The sequence below is a fragment of the Arthrobacter sp. Soil_C_60 genome (assembly GCF_057656375.1).
In genome coordinates, this window is record NZ_JBDGKM010000001.1 from 571,977 (window position 1) to 586,952 (window position 14,976).

At 63.8% G+C, this 14,976-nt stretch carries 12 protein-coding genes; 10 read left to right on the top strand and 2 right to left on the bottom strand.

Annotated features, from left to right (window positions below; genetic code table 11):
- Positions 1 to 76: 76 nt before the first annotated feature.
- Positions 77 to 3,895 carry a multifunctional oxoglutarate decarboxylase/oxoglutarate dehydrogenase thiamine pyrophosphate-binding subunit/dihydrolipoyllysine-residue succinyltransferase subunit gene (locus AC3A4M_RS02785; RefSeq protein ID WP_498733828.1) on the bottom strand — a complete coding sequence of 1,273 codons (3,819 nt, stop codon included), beginning with the start codon at positions 3,893 to 3,895 and terminating at the stop codon, positions 77 to 79.
- A gap of 295 nt (positions 3,896 to 4,190) precedes the next feature.
- Here AC3A4M_RS02785 and guaB1 point away from each other — a divergent pair, with 295 nt between their 5' ends.
- The 6 genes from guaB1 (at position 4,191) to AC3A4M_RS02815 (ending at position 11,205) form a co-directional block, all read left to right on the top strand.
- Complete coding sequence (guaB1, locus tag AC3A4M_RS02790) at positions 4,191 to 5,645, top strand: GMP reductase (RefSeq protein ID WP_498733830.1); 1,455 nt, start codon at positions 4,191 to 4,193, stop codon at positions 5,643 to 5,645.
- Between the two features lie 243 nt (positions 5,646 to 5,888).
- The gene (locus AC3A4M_RS02795) at positions 5,889 to 7,247 is read left to right on the top strand and encodes a hemolysin family protein (protein ID WP_498733832.1); all 1,359 of its coding nucleotides are present in this window, start codon (positions 5,889 to 5,891) and stop codon (positions 7,245 to 7,247) included.
- Positions 7,244 to 8,305 (top strand): hemolysin family protein, encoded by a 1,062-nt coding sequence (locus AC3A4M_RS02800; protein WP_498733834.1) that lies wholly within the window; start codon positions 7,244 to 7,246, stop codon positions 8,303 to 8,305. The genes AC3A4M_RS02795 and AC3A4M_RS02800 overlap by 4 nt, the downstream gene beginning before the upstream one ends.
- A 150-nt stretch (positions 8,306 to 8,455) precedes the next feature.
- Entirely contained in the window at positions 8,456 to 9,433 is a 978-nt protein-coding gene (locus AC3A4M_RS02805) for a metal ABC transporter solute-binding protein, Zn/Mn family (RefSeq protein ID WP_498731366.1), read from the top strand.
- Positions 9,434 to 9,502: 69 nt separating this feature from the next.
- Positions 9,503 to 10,300: a metal ABC transporter ATP-binding protein gene (locus AC3A4M_RS02810; protein WP_498638429.1), complete on the top strand. Its 798-nt coding sequence runs from the start codon at positions 9,503 to 9,505 to the stop codon at positions 10,298 to 10,300.
- Between the two features lie 2 nt (positions 10,301 to 10,302).
- Positions 10,303 to 11,205 carry a metal ABC transporter permease gene (locus AC3A4M_RS02815; protein ID WP_498733836.1) on the top strand — a complete coding sequence of 301 codons (903 nt, stop codon included), beginning with the start codon at positions 10,303 to 10,305 and terminating at the stop codon, positions 11,203 to 11,205.
- On the opposite strand, the gene AC3A4M_RS02820 is transcribed toward AC3A4M_RS02815, so the two are convergent.
- Positions 11,192 to 11,629, bottom strand: a complete 438-nt coding sequence (locus AC3A4M_RS02820; RefSeq protein WP_498638427.1) for a Fur family transcriptional regulator — start codon at positions 11,627 to 11,629, stop codon at positions 11,192 to 11,194. The two genes, AC3A4M_RS02815 and AC3A4M_RS02820, sit on opposite strands and share 14 nt — an antisense overlap.
- A gap of 111 nt (positions 11,630 to 11,740) precedes the next feature.
- Here AC3A4M_RS02820 and AC3A4M_RS02825 point away from each other — a divergent pair, with 111 nt between their 5' ends.
- From AC3A4M_RS02825 to AC3A4M_RS02840, 4 genes are all read left to right on the top strand, one after another.
- Positions 11,741 to 12,397, top strand: a complete 657-nt coding sequence (locus AC3A4M_RS02825; protein WP_498733839.1) for an MBL fold metallo-hydrolase — start codon at positions 11,741 to 11,743, stop codon at positions 12,395 to 12,397.
- A 76-nt stretch (positions 12,398 to 12,473) separates the two neighbouring features.
- A complete protein-coding gene (locus tag AC3A4M_RS02830) occupies positions 12,474 to 13,304 on the top strand; it encodes a sulfurtransferase (RefSeq protein WP_498733841.1) in 831 nt (276 codons plus the stop codon).
- A gap of 94 nt (positions 13,305 to 13,398) precedes the next feature.
- On the top strand, positions 13,399 to 14,529 hold the full coding sequence (locus AC3A4M_RS02835) for an NAD(P)-dependent alcohol dehydrogenase (protein WP_498733843.1): 1,131 nt from the start codon (positions 13,399 to 13,401) through the stop codon (positions 14,527 to 14,529).
- On the top strand, positions 14,526 to 14,954 hold the full coding sequence (locus tag AC3A4M_RS02840) for an HIT family protein (protein ID WP_498731372.1): 429 nt from the start codon (positions 14,526 to 14,528) through the stop codon (positions 14,952 to 14,954). The genes AC3A4M_RS02835 and AC3A4M_RS02840 overlap by 4 nt, the downstream gene beginning before the upstream one ends.
- Positions 14,955 to 14,976 lie beyond the last annotated feature (22 nt).

Sequence of the window (14,976 nt, forward strand, 5' to 3'; positions counted from 1 at the left end):
CTTTCTGTTGGTTAGGGCAGGCCTCTGGTTAAAAAGAAGTGGGTGGGGTGTCTGTGCACCCCACCCATCATCTTACTTACTTACGCTCAAACACCTTTTTCACAAGGACGTCCTGCTCGACAGCGTGCCGTTTGGCGGAACCTGTTGAGGTGGCGGCGGAGGCAGGACGCGAAACCAGGCGAAGGTTCGTGTCCACCCTTTGCGGGAGCATCATTCCAATAACCGGCCACGGTCCCTGGTTGGCGGGCTCGTCCTGGGCCCAGACCACTTCGGCGTTCGGATACTTGGCCAGTTCGGCCTCGATTTCCTGTGCCGGCAGCGGGTACAGCTGCTCGACCCGCACCAGAGCCGTCTTGGTGTCGCCGTTCTTCTGACGCGCAGCCAGCAGGTCGTAGTACAGGCGGCCCGATACCAGGACCACCCGGTCGACTTCCCCTGGGTTCAGTTCCTGGACCTCCGGGATGACCGGCTGGAAGCGGCCCTCCGTGAAGTCCTCGACCTTGGCGGCGGCAGCCTTGAGGCGCAGCAGCTGCTTGGGTGTGAAGATGATCAGCGGCTTGCGCGGACGGCTGTAAGCCTGGCGGCGCAGCAGATGGAAGTGCGACGCCGGGGTGGTCGGGTTGGCCACGATCATGTTGTCTTCAGCGCACATCTGCAGGAATCGTTCGATGCGAGCGGAAGAGTGGTCCGGCCCCTGGCCTTCATAACCGTGCGGCAGCATGAGGACCAGTGAGGAACGCTGTCCCCACTTCTGCTCGGCCGAAGAAATGAACTCGTCGATTACGGTCTGTGCGCCGTTGACGAAGTCGCCGAACTGCGCCTCCCAGATGACCAGCGCATCCGGTCGCTCAACCGAGTAACCGTATTCAAAGCCCATGGCCGCATATTCGGAGAGCAGCGAGTCATAGATCCAGAACTTCGCCTGGTCTTCGGACAGTTGCGTCAGCGGTGCCCATTCCTTGCCGGACGACCGGTCATGGAAGACGGCATGGCGCTGGACGAACGTACCGCGGCGCGAGTCCTGGCCAGCCAGACGGACCGGAACGCCTTCCATCAGCAGACTGCCGAAGGCGGCAATTTCGCCGAAGCCCCAGTCGATGCCGCCTTCACGCGACATCTGCTCGCGCTTCTCCAGCAGCGCCTTGAGCTTGGGGTGCACGGTGAAGTCTTCGGGGATGCTGACGTGTGCCTTGCCGATCTGGGCGAGCACCTCGGTTGTGACAGCGGTGCTGGTTGGGATGCGGACCTCGTCTTCGGCCTGCTGGGACAGCGGGCGTTCGATGTCCGAGACTGCGGCCGCGTCCTTGGTGACAACAGGAATCGGGGAGGTCTGGGCGGCATGCGTTTCGGCGAAGACCCGTTCCAGACGTTCCTGATAGTCGCGTAGTGCCTGGTCCGCCTCGTCCTGCGTGATGTCGCCGCGGCCAACGAGGGCCTCGGTGTACAGCTTGCGGGTGGAGCGCTTGGCTTCGATCAGGTTGTACATCATCGGCTGGGTCATCGAGGGATCGTCGCCCTCGTTGTGCCCGCGCCGGCGGTAGCAGACCATGTCGATGACAACGTCCTTGTGGAAACGCTGGCGGTATTCGTACGCAAGCTGTGCCACCCGGACAACGGCCTCGGGATCATCCCCGTTCACGTGGAAGACCGGTGCCTGGATCATCTTTGCCACGTCGGTGGAGTACACCGAGGAGCGCGACGCGTGCGGCGAGGTGGTGAAGCCGACCTGGTTATTGACGATGACATGCACCGTACCGCCCGTGCGGTAGCCGCGCAGCTGGGACAGGTTGAGTGTCTCCGCAACCACGCCCTGGCCTGCGAAGGCCGCATCGCCGTGGATGATGATGGGGAGCACGCCGAACGCACCGTCGCCTTGATCGAGACGGTCCTGCTTGGCACGCACGATGCCTTCGACGACCGGGTCAACGGCTTCAAGGTGGGAGGGGTTTGCGGCGAGGTAGACCTTGGTCTCGTTACCGTTGTCCGAGGTGAAGGTGCCCTCGGTGCCGAGGTGGTACTTCACGTCGCCCGAGCCCTGAACGCTGCGTGGGTCCTGCGTCCCCTCGAACTCGCGGAACACCTGGGCGTAGGTCTTGCCGGCAATGTTGGTCAGCACGTTCAAGCGGCCGCGGTGGGCCATGCCGATGGCCACTTCGTCCAGGCCGTCGTCGGCTGCATCGGAGATCACTGCGTCCAGCAGCGGAATCAGGGATTCGCCGCCTTCCAGCGAAAAGCGTTTCTGGCCCACGAACTTGGTCTGCAGGAACGTTTCGAATGCCTCGGCTGCATTGAGCTTGCCCAGGACGCGCAGCTGCTCCTCGCGGCTGGGCTTCGCGTACGGGCGCTCCAACTCGTCCTGGAACCATTTACGTTCTTCCGGATCCTGGATGTGCATGTACTCGATGCCGGTGGTGCGGCAGTAAGCATCGCGGAGCACACCGAGGATGTCGCGCAGTTTCAGCCGGGACTTGCCGCCGAAGCCGCCCGTGACCCATTCGCGGTCCAGATCCCACATGGTCAGGCCGTAAGTGAGGATGTCCAGGTCAGGGTGCTTGCGCTGGACGTACTCCAGCGGGTTGGTGTCCGCCATGAGGTGGCCGCGGACGCGGTAAGCGTGAATGAGCTGCTGGATGCGGGCAATCTTGTTGACCTGCAGTTCTACGTCAACCTGGTTGTCCGGACGCCAGCGAACCGGCTCGTACGGGATTCGCAGGGCTTCGAAGATCTCGTCGTAAAAGTCCTGCTCGCCGAGCAGCAGCGACTCTACGAGGCGCAGGAACTCGCCTGAGCCGGCGCCCTGGATGACGCGGTGGTCATACGTGGAGGTCAGCGTGATGATCTTGCCAACGCCCTGCGCGGCGATGGTCTTCTCGCTTGCCCCGCGGAATTCGGCGGGATATTCGAGAGCGCCGACGCCGACGATGGTCGCCTGGCCCTTGGACAGCCGCGGCACCGAGTGAACGGTACCGATGCCGCCCGGGTTGGTCAGCGACGAGGTGGTGCCCGCGTAATCGTCAGCGGTCAGCTTACCGGCGCGGGCGCGCTTGATGAGGTTCTCGTAGTTGTGCCAGAACTCCGCAAAGTTCATGGTTTCGGCCTTCTTGATATTCGGAACAACAAGAAGGCGGGAACCGTCCGGCTTGGGCATGTCGATGGCGATGCCGAAGTTGACGTGGGCCGGCTGGACCGCAACGGGCTTGCCGTCGACCTCGTCATAGTGCACGTTCTGGCTGGGGAACTGGCCCAGTGCCTTGACCACGGCGTAGCCGATGAGGTGGGTAAAGGAGACCTTGCCGCCGCGGGCGCGTGCCAAATTGGAATTGATGACCACGCGGTTGTCGATCAGCAGCTTCGCGGGGACAGCGCGCACCGTCGTAGCCGTCGGGACACTCAGGCTCTGGTCCATGTTGGTGGCGATGGCCTTGGCGGGGCCGCGCAGGACCGAGATTATGTCTTCCTCGGTCTGCGAGTTTGGCGAAGACTTCGGCAGCTGGGCCGGGATGGGAGCCGTCTTCGGCTCGGGCTTAGCCGCATCGGCAGCGGCGGCGGGCACTGCCTTGTCCTTGGAAGTATTGGGTGCAGGCTCGGCATCCGCGGGGATCCGCTTTTCCGCACTGCGGCTGTTCGCGGTGGTTTCGGCGGAAGCCGGCGGGGTGCCCTTGGGCTCCTTGACTACCGGCAGTTGGCGCGTCTGGGGGTCGGTTTCCTCCCTTGCAGCGCGCGGCGCATTGCCATTAGCGGTTTGAGCTGAGCCGGCGCCGGCCGATTCGAAAATGCTCCACCATTTCTTGTCCACCGAATTCTTGTCCTGGAGGTACTGCTCGTAAATTTCGTCGACGAGCCATTCGTTACCGCCGAATTCCTCGGGTAGACGAAGATTGGGATGCTCTGGCACTTGTTATACGCCTCTTCCATGTGTTGCCGCTTGCCCTGCAGACCACACGCTGCGGCCCATGGCAACAACCTGCTGCAGTCGTCACGGGCGCGTGAGGTGCGTTTGGACGCACCGGGTCTGGACCTCTAGCCAGTCTAATGACACATCCGCTGTGCAGGCCAATCTCCTACGATTGTTTTGAAACCAATGTGACGAAGCACCAAGAGACCCGTCAAAAGCGGTGCGACGGTGATTTCGCTCGGCCCGTCGTAGACTCGTGCTGTCGTTGCCTGCACGTCAATTTCAGGAGCAGAACATGCAGTTCATCAATCAGCCGCAGACGGACCTCACTTACTCGGACGTTTTCCTGGTTCCGTCCAGGTCGGAAGTGGTCTCACGGCTGGACGTTGACTTGGCCTCGGGGGACGGAACGGGGGCAACCATCCCGCTGGTTGTGGCCAACATGACCGCGGTGACCGGTCGCCGGATGGTGGAGACGATTTCCCGCCGCGGTGGTCTGGCGGTCCTGCCCCAGGATGTTCCCCTCGACGTGCTGGGCGAAGTCACCGGCTGGGTCAAAGCACGCCATGCGGTCTACGAAACTCCGTTGAAACTGCAGCCCTCCAACACCGTCATCGACGCGCTGCACCTGATGAACAAGCGCGCCCATGGAGCCGTTGCGATTGTCGACGGCGAAGGGCGTTGCCTCGGTGTGGTCCGGGCCGACGAATGCGAAGGCGTGGACAGGTTCGCCTCGCTGGAATCGGTCATGCGCGAGCACCCGCTGACGTTGCAGGCATCCATGTTTTCCGGTGAGCTGCAGCCTGCGCTCCGGAAGGCCTTTGAGCTTTTCGACGGCGCTGGGGTCGGCTTCGCGCCGGTCGTCGACGACGAGGGCTACCTCCTCGGGGCGCTGACCCGCACCGGTGCGCTGCGCTCAACGATCTACCGCCCTGCCGTGGACGGTAAGGGGCGCCTCAGGGTCGCAGCTGCCGTGGGGATCAACGGAGACGTCCAGGCCAAAGCCGCCGCCTTGCTCGAGGCCGGCGTCGACGTTCTTGTTGTCGACACAGCCCATGGTCACCAGCAGAAGATGTTCGACGCGCTGCGGGCTGTACGGGGACTGGATCCTGCCGTCCCGGTGGTGGCCGGGAACGTGGTCAGTGCCGAAGGCGTACGCGATCTGGTCGCAGCAGGTGCGGACATCGTCAAGGTCGGCGTTGGACCCGGCGCAATGTGCACCACGCGGATGATGACCGCCGTCGGCCGGCCGCAGTTTTCCGCCGTGTACGAATGCGCGGCGGCCGCCCGCGAACTTGGCGCCCATGTCTGGGCGGACGGCGGAGTGCGTTACCCCCGCGACGTGGCTCTGGCTTTGGCCGCAGGTGCCAGCCAGGTCATGATCGGTTCCTGGTTCGCCGGGACCTATGAGAGCCCGGGGGATCTGATGACGGACAGCAACGGCCGGCAATACAAGGAGAGTTTCGGCATGGCCTCGGCCCGTGCCGTGCAGTACCGGACACAACGCGAAGGGGCGTTCGAGCGAGCGCGCAAGGGCCTGTTTGAGGAAGGCATTTCCTCCTCCAAGATGTATCTTGAGCCTGCCCGCCCCGGCGTCGAAGACCTGCTGGACGAGATCACGTCGGGACTGCGCAGTTCCATGACCTATGCGGGAGCAACCAACCTGGCCGAATTCCGCGAACGGGCCATCGTCGGGGTGCAGTCCGCGGCCGGGTATGAGGAAGGCCGGCCGCTGCCGCAAAGCTGGTAGCGCCTGCTACGCTTAACGAATAATGGACAGCTATTCTAGGCGCCGGTCCGTGGGCACGATTGCAGCAGTGGCAACGCAATCGGATGGCTCACACAGCACCGGCAGACCCCGTACCCGTGCCCATCATTCACTTCCTGACGCCCCGGCGGCCGGACAGGAGCCTTCTAGTCCGGGCTCTGACGACGAGCCCCCGCCGGCGCAGTCTGCGCTCCTAACTTCACCGGGTGCGGTGGTGGTCCTCTGATGGAGTGGATCCAGATTGCCGCAGGCATGCTATTGATCTTCGGAACCGGCTTCTTTGTGGCGGTTGAGTTCGCCCTCGTGGCGCTGGACCAGGCCACCGTGCAGCGGGCCATCGACAAGGGCGATAAGGGCGCCGTCGCTGTGATGAAGTGCCTGAAGTCCCTTTCCACCCAACTCTCCAGCTGCCAGCTGGGCATTACGTTGACCACCTTGCTGACCGGTTTCCTGATGGAGCCCGCCATCAGCAGTCTGCTTCGTGCGCCGCTGGCGATGCTGGCTCTGCCTGAGGCCATCATCCAGACGGCCGGAGTTGTCACCGCCATGACGGTGGCAACTCTGCTCTCGATGCTGATCGGCGAGTTGGTGCCTAAAAATGCCTCCATCGCCCTGCCCATGGCAGTCGGCAAAGCGGTTGCACGGCCACAGCTGCTGTTCACCGCAGTATTCAAACCGGCGATCATTGTCCTTAATGGCTTTTCCAACAAGGTGCTTCATCTGTTCGGCCTGGAAGCCAAGGAAGAACTCTCCGGCGCCCGGACGCCGTCTGAGCTGGCCTCCTTGGTACGCCGGTCCGCCGAAATGGGCACGCTGGATGCGGGTACGGCAAACTTCCTGTCCCGGACCTTAAGGTTTTCCGGCCGATCGGCCGCCGACGTCATGACCCCGCGTATCCGGGTCGAGTTCATCGATGCCGACGACACCGTCGAAGACATCGTGGCGGCCGCTCGAAGGACCGGCTTTTCCAGGTTCCCGCTCCTGGGCGACTCGCCGGACGATGTCCGTGGGGTAGTCCACATCAAAAAGGCCATCGGTGTGCCGCGCTGGAAACGGTCCGAGCTGGCCGCCGCAACGATCATGACCGATGTGCTGCGGGTGCCAGAGACTGTGCACCTGGATTCGCTGCTGTCGGAGTTGCGCGCATCAAACCTGCAGTTCGCCGTCGTTCTCGATGAATATGGTGGCACGGCGGGAGTCGTGACGCTTGAGGACCTGGTGGAAGAAATCGTCGGCGAGGTCTCCGATGAGCACGACCGGGTCAAGCCCGGTGTGCTGCAGAGCGCTGCCGGCAACTGGTACTTTCCGGGGCTGATGCGCCCGGACGAGGTCTCCGAACAGATCCCGCTCCTTACTGTTCCGGACGAAGCAGGCTACGAGACCGTCGGCGGATTCATCATGAGCGAGCTGGGCCGCATAGCTGCTGCCGGCGACCGCATCGACGTACCCGGCGGCGTGCTGGAAGTGGAGCGCATGGACGGGCGCCGGGTGGACCGGGTCCGATTCATTCCGGATCCGGTGGCCGGTGAGGGCGGCAGTACGACGACGCCCGGGACCGCGGCTGCCGAAGGGGGCGTCCGATGAGCGCCGGTATGGGCATCCTCTGGCTTGTTGTGTTGCTGCTCGGCAATGCCTTCTTCGTCGGTGCCGAATTTGCCGTCATGTCGGCCCGGCGAAGCCAGATCGAACCGTTGGCCGAAGCGGGATCGAAGCGGGCCAAAACCACGCTGTGGGCCATGGAAAACGTCTCCCTGATGCTGGCCTGTGCACAACTGGGCATCACCGTATGTTCCTTGCTCATCCTCAACGTCGCCGAGCCCGCCATCAAGGAACTGCTGCTGATTCCGCTGGAGCGGTGGATCGGGATACCGCACGACGTTTCCTACGGAATTTCGTTCGTGATTGCCCTCCTGCTGGTGACGTTCCTGCACGTGACCTTCGGCGAGATGGTGCCGAAGAACATCTCGGTGTCCACCGCGGATAAAGCGGCCCTGCTGCTGGCTCCGCCGCTGGTATTTGTCAGCAGGATCGTCAAGCCGGTGATCGTTGTCCTGAACTGGTCGGCGAACCACATTCTGCGTGCGATCCGCATTGAACCGAAGGACGAGGTGACCTCCACCTTCACCCTGGAGGAAGTCCAGTCCATCGTGCAGGAGTCCACCCGGCACGGCCTGGTGGAGGATGAAGCGGGGCTGATCTCCAGCTCGCTGGAGTTCTCCGGCCAGACGGCGGAAAGCATCATGGTTCCGCTGGATGACCTGGTGACCATCGGCGTGGACACCACGCCGGCGGAGTTCGAGCGGGTAGTGGGCCGGACGGGTTTCTCCCGCTTCGCGGTGGCCGACGGCGACGCTAACCTGACGGGGTATCTGCATCTGAAGGACATCATGACGATCCCCGAGGAGCGGTATTCGATGGCCATCCCGGTGACCAAGGTGCGTACGCTGGCCAACCTGTCGCTCGACGAGGAAATCGAGGACGCGCTGGCTGTCATGCAGCGCACCGGTTCCCATCTGGCCCGCGTGATTGGCCCGGGGGGCCGGACCCACGGGGTGCTTTTTTTGGAGGACGTGCTCGAGGAACTGGTAGGGGAGATCCGGGACACTACCCAGAATCAGGGTGTGCGCCGGCTGGGCGCTTGACCCCCGGCCCGGGGCCCGGAGCGTGACAGCTCCGGGCCGCAGCAGGCCGCCGGCAGTAGGCAGCGCCTGTAATGCGAACGGTTCGCGTTACGTTACACTGGACGGGTTCCCTGTTGTATTGATTCTCATTATGAGTAGATCGAGGTGTCCATGAGGCTGTTTCGTGGTCTGACTGCTATTTCCGGCGTCGCCGGACTCGCACTAGTGCTTTCGGCCTGTGGCCAAGGTGATTCCGGAGCCGGCGGGACGGACGGCGGGGAAGCCGGAAAAGTCCAGGTCGTCGCCTCGACCGACGTCTACGGCGACCTCGCGGCCACCATCGGCGGTGAGGCCGTGGAGGTGACCTCTATTATCAACAAGCTCTCGCAGGATCCCCATTCCTATGAGGCAACCGCCAGGGACAAGCTGGCCGTGTCAGAGGCGGATGTCGTCATCGAAAACGGTGGCGGCTACGACCCGTTCCTGCACGGTTTGGTCGATGAAACCGGTAAGGACCACGAGTATGTTGTCACCGCCGTGGACGTCTCAGGTTTGGGCGGGAAGGCCGGGGAATCCGCTCAGCCGGAAGCCGACGATGAGCACGCAGGCCACGGGCATATTGAAGGCCTGAATGAACACGTCTGGTATGACTTCGAGACCATGGGCAAGATGGCCACTGTCGTCGCCGACAAGCTCAGCAAGCTCGACCCAGCCAACGCCGCGACGTTCGAGGCCAACAGCGCCGCCTTCAACGAGGACATCGACGCCTTGGTGCAGGAACGCGATGCGCTGGCCGAGCGTGCTGGCAACGCTGAAGTGGCGGCGACGGATCCAGTGCCGCATTATTTGCTCGAAGCGCTGGGTCTGCACAACGAGACTCCGGCCGACTTCCTGCAGGCGGTCGAGGAAGGCAGCGATGCCGCGCCGGTTGCCGTAAAGGAGACGCAGGACTTGATCAGCGGGGGAGACGTCCGTTTCGTGGCCTACAACGAGCAGACAGAAGGCCCCCAGACGCAGCAGCTGCGCGCCGTGGCGGAAGAGGCCGGCGTCGCCGTCGTTGTTTTCACTGAAACGCTGCCCGAAGGCCAGGACTATCTGTCGTGGATGGGCAGCAACCTGGACAATATTTCCACCGTGCTCGCGGCCTAAGTGACGACCATGACCAGCAGTACTGTGATTGACTTGTCCCAGCCAGCCGGACCGAGTACAAGGAACCGTGTGACAACACCCGCCGTCAGCCTGCAGGGGGCCTCCCTTTCCTTTGGCAACCGCGTGCTGTGGCATGATCTGGACCTCGAGATCAACCCGGGCGAGTTCTTTGCGGTGCTCGGGCCGAACGGGTCCGGCAAGACGAGTTTCCTGCGGGTACTGCTCGGACTGCAGCCGCTGACGCACGGAAGTGCACGCATCAACGGCGGCTCGATCGCGCGGGGAAGCCGCGAGATCGGCTACATCCCGCAGCAGAAGTCATTTGTTCCGGGCACGCCACTGCGCGCGAGGGACCTTGTCGGTCTCGGCCTGGACGGTCACCGCTGGGGTGTCCGGCTCAATGGCCGCAAGCACCGCCGGCGCGTGGACGAACTGCTGGATCTGGTCGGTGCCTCGTCCTATGCGGAGGCTCCGGTCGGCTTGCTCTCCGGCGGCGAGCAACAGCGGCTGAGGGCCGCGCAGGCGCTGGCCACGGATCCCAAGGTGCTGCTGTGCGACGAGCCGTTGCTGTCGCTGGACCTGCACCATCAGCAGGCAGTGAGTGCATTGATCAATGCGCAATGCCATGAGCAGAACAGCGCCGTGGTGTTCGTGACGCACGAGATCAATCCGATCATCGATTACGTGGACCGGGTGCTGTACTTGGCGGGCGGCCAGTTCCGGGTCGGGGCGCCCGAAGAGGTTATGACCACCGAAGTCCTGTCGGACATGTACAACAGCCACGTCGAAGTCATCCATAACGAGGGCCGCATCATCGTGGTCGGGCTGCCGGACGCCACCACCCATCATCACGGCGAGGAGGACTGAGCATGGACCTCAATGAGTTCATGAACGCGGTCTTCAACTTTGAAGACTACGCCCAGTTGCTTCCGCTGGTGACCAACTCGCTCATTGCCGGAGCCGTGCTTGGCCTGGTCGGCGGCCTCATCGGAACCTTCGTGATGATGCGGGATCTGGCCTTTGCCGTCCACGGCATCGCCGAACTGTCTTTCGCCGGCGCCGCTTTCGCGCTGCTCGTCGGCGCCAACGTGGTTTTCGGCTCGCTGGTGGGCTCCGTGGTTGCCGCCGTCATCCTCGGCGTCATGGGCATGCGGGCGCGGGACAGGAACTCCATTATCGGAGTCATCATGCCGTTCGGCCTGGGCCTGGGCATTCTTTTCCTGTCCTTGTACGAGGGCAGGTCCGCGAATAAGTTCGGCCTGCTGACCGGGCAGATCGTCTCGGTAGACACCGTGCAGTTGAATGTGATGCTGGGATGCTCGCTGTTCGTTATCGTGGCCCTGCTGGCGATCTGGCGGCCCCTGACGTTTGCCAGCGCGGATCCGGATCTTGCCGAGGCCCGGGGAGTGCCCGTGGGCAAGCTGGCCATCGCGTTCATGTTCCTGCTGGGGCTGGCGGTCGCCCTGTCCATCCAGATAGTGGGCGCGCTGCTGGTGCTGGCATTGGTAATCACACCCTCTGCCGCGGCACTTCGGGTCACCGCTTCTCCGCGGCTGGTGGTCGGTCTCAGCGTGATCTTCGCGCTGGTTTCCGTGGTGGGCGGCATTCTTCTGGCTTTGGGCGGGCGCATTCCAATCAGCCCCTACGTCACCACGATCTCGTTCCTGATCTACCTGGTCTGCCGGTTGATCGGTGCGCGGCGCGACAAGCTGGGCAGGACAAAGCGGAGCACTTCCCCGGATATCGCTGCGGTGAAAGTTACTGCCGCTTAGCGCTGCATTCCGGGCAGAGCCCGTACATTTCCACGGTGTGCGCGACTTGCGTGTAGCCGTGCTCGGCCGCAACACGGGAAGCCCACTGTTCGACTGCCGGCGCCTCGATCTCCACGGCCTTGCCGCAGTCCCTGCAGAGCAGGTGATGATGGTGGTGCTCAACGGCGCAGCGCCGGTACACGGCCTCGCCGTCGTCCTTGCGCAGCACATCCACCTGCCCGTCCTCGGCCATGGATTGCAGGATCCGATACGTGGTAGCCAGCGAGACCGATTCACCGCGGCCATGCAGCAGCCGGTGCAGTTCCTGAGTACTGACGAAATCGTCGAGGCTGTCCAGTGCGCCGCTGACGGCGAGCCGCTGCCGGGTCACTCGTTGCTCCGAACCGCGGCGGGGTGCCTGGGAATCGGCAGAGGGGGTCGACATTGCGTGGGAGGTCTCCTTGACAGCTGGTGGTGCGGCCTGAAGGCTGACCTCCAGCCTATCAGCCGGCCCGGGACCGGTTGCCGGACGGCACCGGCTGGGTAGGCTGGGACCATGCTGCTAACCAAGTACACCCACGCATGCGTCAGACTTGAGCGCGACGGACACGTGCTGGTCCTCGATCCCGGAAACTTGTCCGAGGTTGACCAGGCTCTGGACGGCGCCGGCACCGTCCTGATTACGCACGAACACGAGGACCATGTCGACCGGGAACGGCTGCCTTCGGCCATCCTGGCCATGCCGGAACTGCAGGTCTACGGCCCGGCGGGTGTGGCAGAGGAACTGCGTGCGCTGGTGCCCGAGGCGGCCGGGCGAATCCATGCGTCGGACTCCGGAACCCGGTTTTCGATTCCCGGCTTCGACATCCGCACGTTTGGCGGACAGCACGCCCTGATCCACCCGCACATTCCCATGGTCGCCAACATCGGTTACCTGATTAATGACGAGGTGTACCACCCAGGGGATTCCTTTATCGTGCCCCATGGCCTGCAGGTTTCAACGGTACTGGTGCCGATCCATGCGCCCTGGTCCAAGGTCGGCGAGGTAATCGATTTTGTCACGGCTGTGCGGGCAGAACGGGCGTTCCCGATTCATGACGGCCTGTTGAACAGCGCGGGCAAGGGTATTGTCGAAAAACATGTGAAGTCCTTCGGCGAACGGTATGGCACCCGCTACGAACATCTGGAGCCGGGGCAAAGCGTCACGTTGTAATAACCCAGCTGCCCAAATCCTGGGCAGCAGCACATCCGCCGGCAACGGGGCCGGCAACAGTTCAGGAGGAGATCTCATGAGGACTCTGATGGACGTACGGACCCTGCAGGACCGGATGACCTCCGGCCTCCGCACGGTTGTACTCGATGTCCGCTGGGCGCTGGGCGACCCCCACGGCCGCGAACACTATCTTGCCGAGCACATTCCCGGCGCTGTCTACGTCGATCTGGAAAGGCAGTTGGCCGCGCCGCCGTCCCCGCAAGCCGGGCGCCATCCGCTGCCCGCCGCAGCCGCTTTCGAGGAAGCAGCCCGGGAATGGGGAATCAACAACGGGGATACGGTGGTCGCCTATGACAACGTGGGCGGGCTTTCCGCCGCACGGCTATGGTGGCTGCTCAAAGACGGTGGCTTCGACAACGTCTTCCTGCTCGACGGCGGACTGTCAGCCTGGCAGGCTGCGGGCTTAGAAACCGATAGCGGCGACGAATTGCCGTGCCTCGGCTGCGTCGCCCTGGCGCCGGGCCAAATGCCCGTGCTGGGGCTCGAGGAAGTCACCGGGTTTACCAGCTACGGGCTGCTGCTCGATGCCAGGGCACCGGAGCGGTACCGCGGCGAGAGCGAACCCGTGGACCCGAAGGCGGGTCACATTCCCGGCGCCGTCAACGCTCCGGCCGGCGCCAACCTGGATGCAGCGGGCAGGTTCCTGCCCCCGGAACAGCTGGCCGCCAGGTTCCGCGAGCTGGGTGTGATGCCGGGCAGGGCGATTGGAGTGTACTGCGGGTCCGGTGTCACGGCCGCCCATGAGGTTGCCGCATTGGCCCACGCTGGCCTCGAGGCCGCCTTGTTCCCCGGCTCCTGGTCGCAGTGGTCGCAACGTTCGGAACTGCCCGTGGCTCTGGGGAGCTAGCCGGGCGGGTATGCCGTCGACACTGTTTCTGAACCAGGGACAGCTCCTCGTTCCCAACTGGCAGGCTGATACGGCAACAGGGTAGCGTCGCTGTATGAGTCTTGGCCGTCCCAAACCGCCGCCGTTGGGCCAGCCCCTGCCAGCGCCGAATCCGAGGAGATCCATGAGTACCGCGCAGGCCTATGCCGCGACATCGCCGACGTCGGGGCTTCTTCCCCTGCAGATCGAGCGGCGTGAGCCCGAACCTCACGATGTGGAGATCACCATTGCCTTCTGCGGACTGTGCCATTCGGATGTGCATGCCGTGCGCAGCGAGTGGCGGCCGTCGCGGTATCCGCTGGTGCCCGGCCACGAGATCGTCGGACGGGTGACGGGGATTGGGCAGGACGTGACGCTCCACGCTATCGGTGATCTAGTGGGCGTGGGCTGCTTGGTGGATTCCTGCCGCGAATGCATCAGCTGCGAAGAGGGCCTGGAGCAGTACTGCGAGAACGGGTCCACCGGCACGTACGGTGTGCCCGACCGGCGGCGCGGGGGCGAGCCGACGCAGGGCGGCTACGCCACCTCGATCGTCGTCGACGAAAATTACTGTCTGCGCGTTCCGGAGAGCCTCGACCCGGCGGCCACGGCCCCGCTGCTGTGTGCCGGCATCACCGTCTACTCACCTATGCGGTACTTCGGGGTGGAGGCCGGCGATTCGGTGGGAGTTGTGGGCCTGGGCGGCCTCGGGCACATGGCCGTCAAGCTCGCCAAGGCCATGGGCGCCGAAGTCACGGTGTTCACTACGTCGGAAGGCAAGTCCGAGGCAGCCCGCACACTGGGGGCAGACCGCGTAGTCCTCTCCTCAGACAGGGTGTCGATGGCGCAGGTCCGGAACAGCATCGACCTGATCATCGACACCGTCGCGGCTGCGCACGATCTCGGCCCCTACTTGCGGACCATCCGTAGGGATGGCGCCCTGATCCAGCTGGGGTTGCCTCCCGGGGACATGCCGCCGGTTCCGGTCGGCGCGCTCATCCGGAAGCGCATTGCCTATGGCGGCTCAATGATCGGCGGGATCGCCGAGACGCAGGAGATGTTGGACTTCTGCGCCGAACACAACATCACTTCCGACGTTGAAATGGTCACCGCCGACCAGCTCAATGACGCGTACGACCGAATGGTTGCCGGTGATGTGAAGTACCGGTTTGTCCTGGATATAGCATCTGTGAAGGAGAAAGCATGAGCACGCTGTTCACGAAAATCATCAACGGTGAGATTCCCGGCAAATTTGTGTGGAAGGACGACGACGTCGTTGCTTTCCTCAGCATTGGGCCCTTGGCGGACGGCCACACGCTGGTGGTTCCCCGTGCGGAAGTGGACCGCTGGACGGACGCGCCGGCGGAGCTTTGGCAGAAAGTCACGGCCGTTGCCCAGACCATCGGCAAGGTGCAGGTTGAGGCGTTCGGAGCACCGCGGGCGGGAATGATTATCGCCGGTTTCGAAGTGGACCACCTCCACCTTCACGTGTGGCCGGCCAGCTCGGAAGCCGAGTTCGACTTCAAGCGGGCAGAGCAGAACCCGGATCCCGAACGGATGGAGAACAACGCCCGGCAATTGCGCGCGGGCCTGCGCGACGCCGGCTACGGCGAATTCGTCCCGGCAGATTAGACGGTGACGCTGGGCCGTCCGT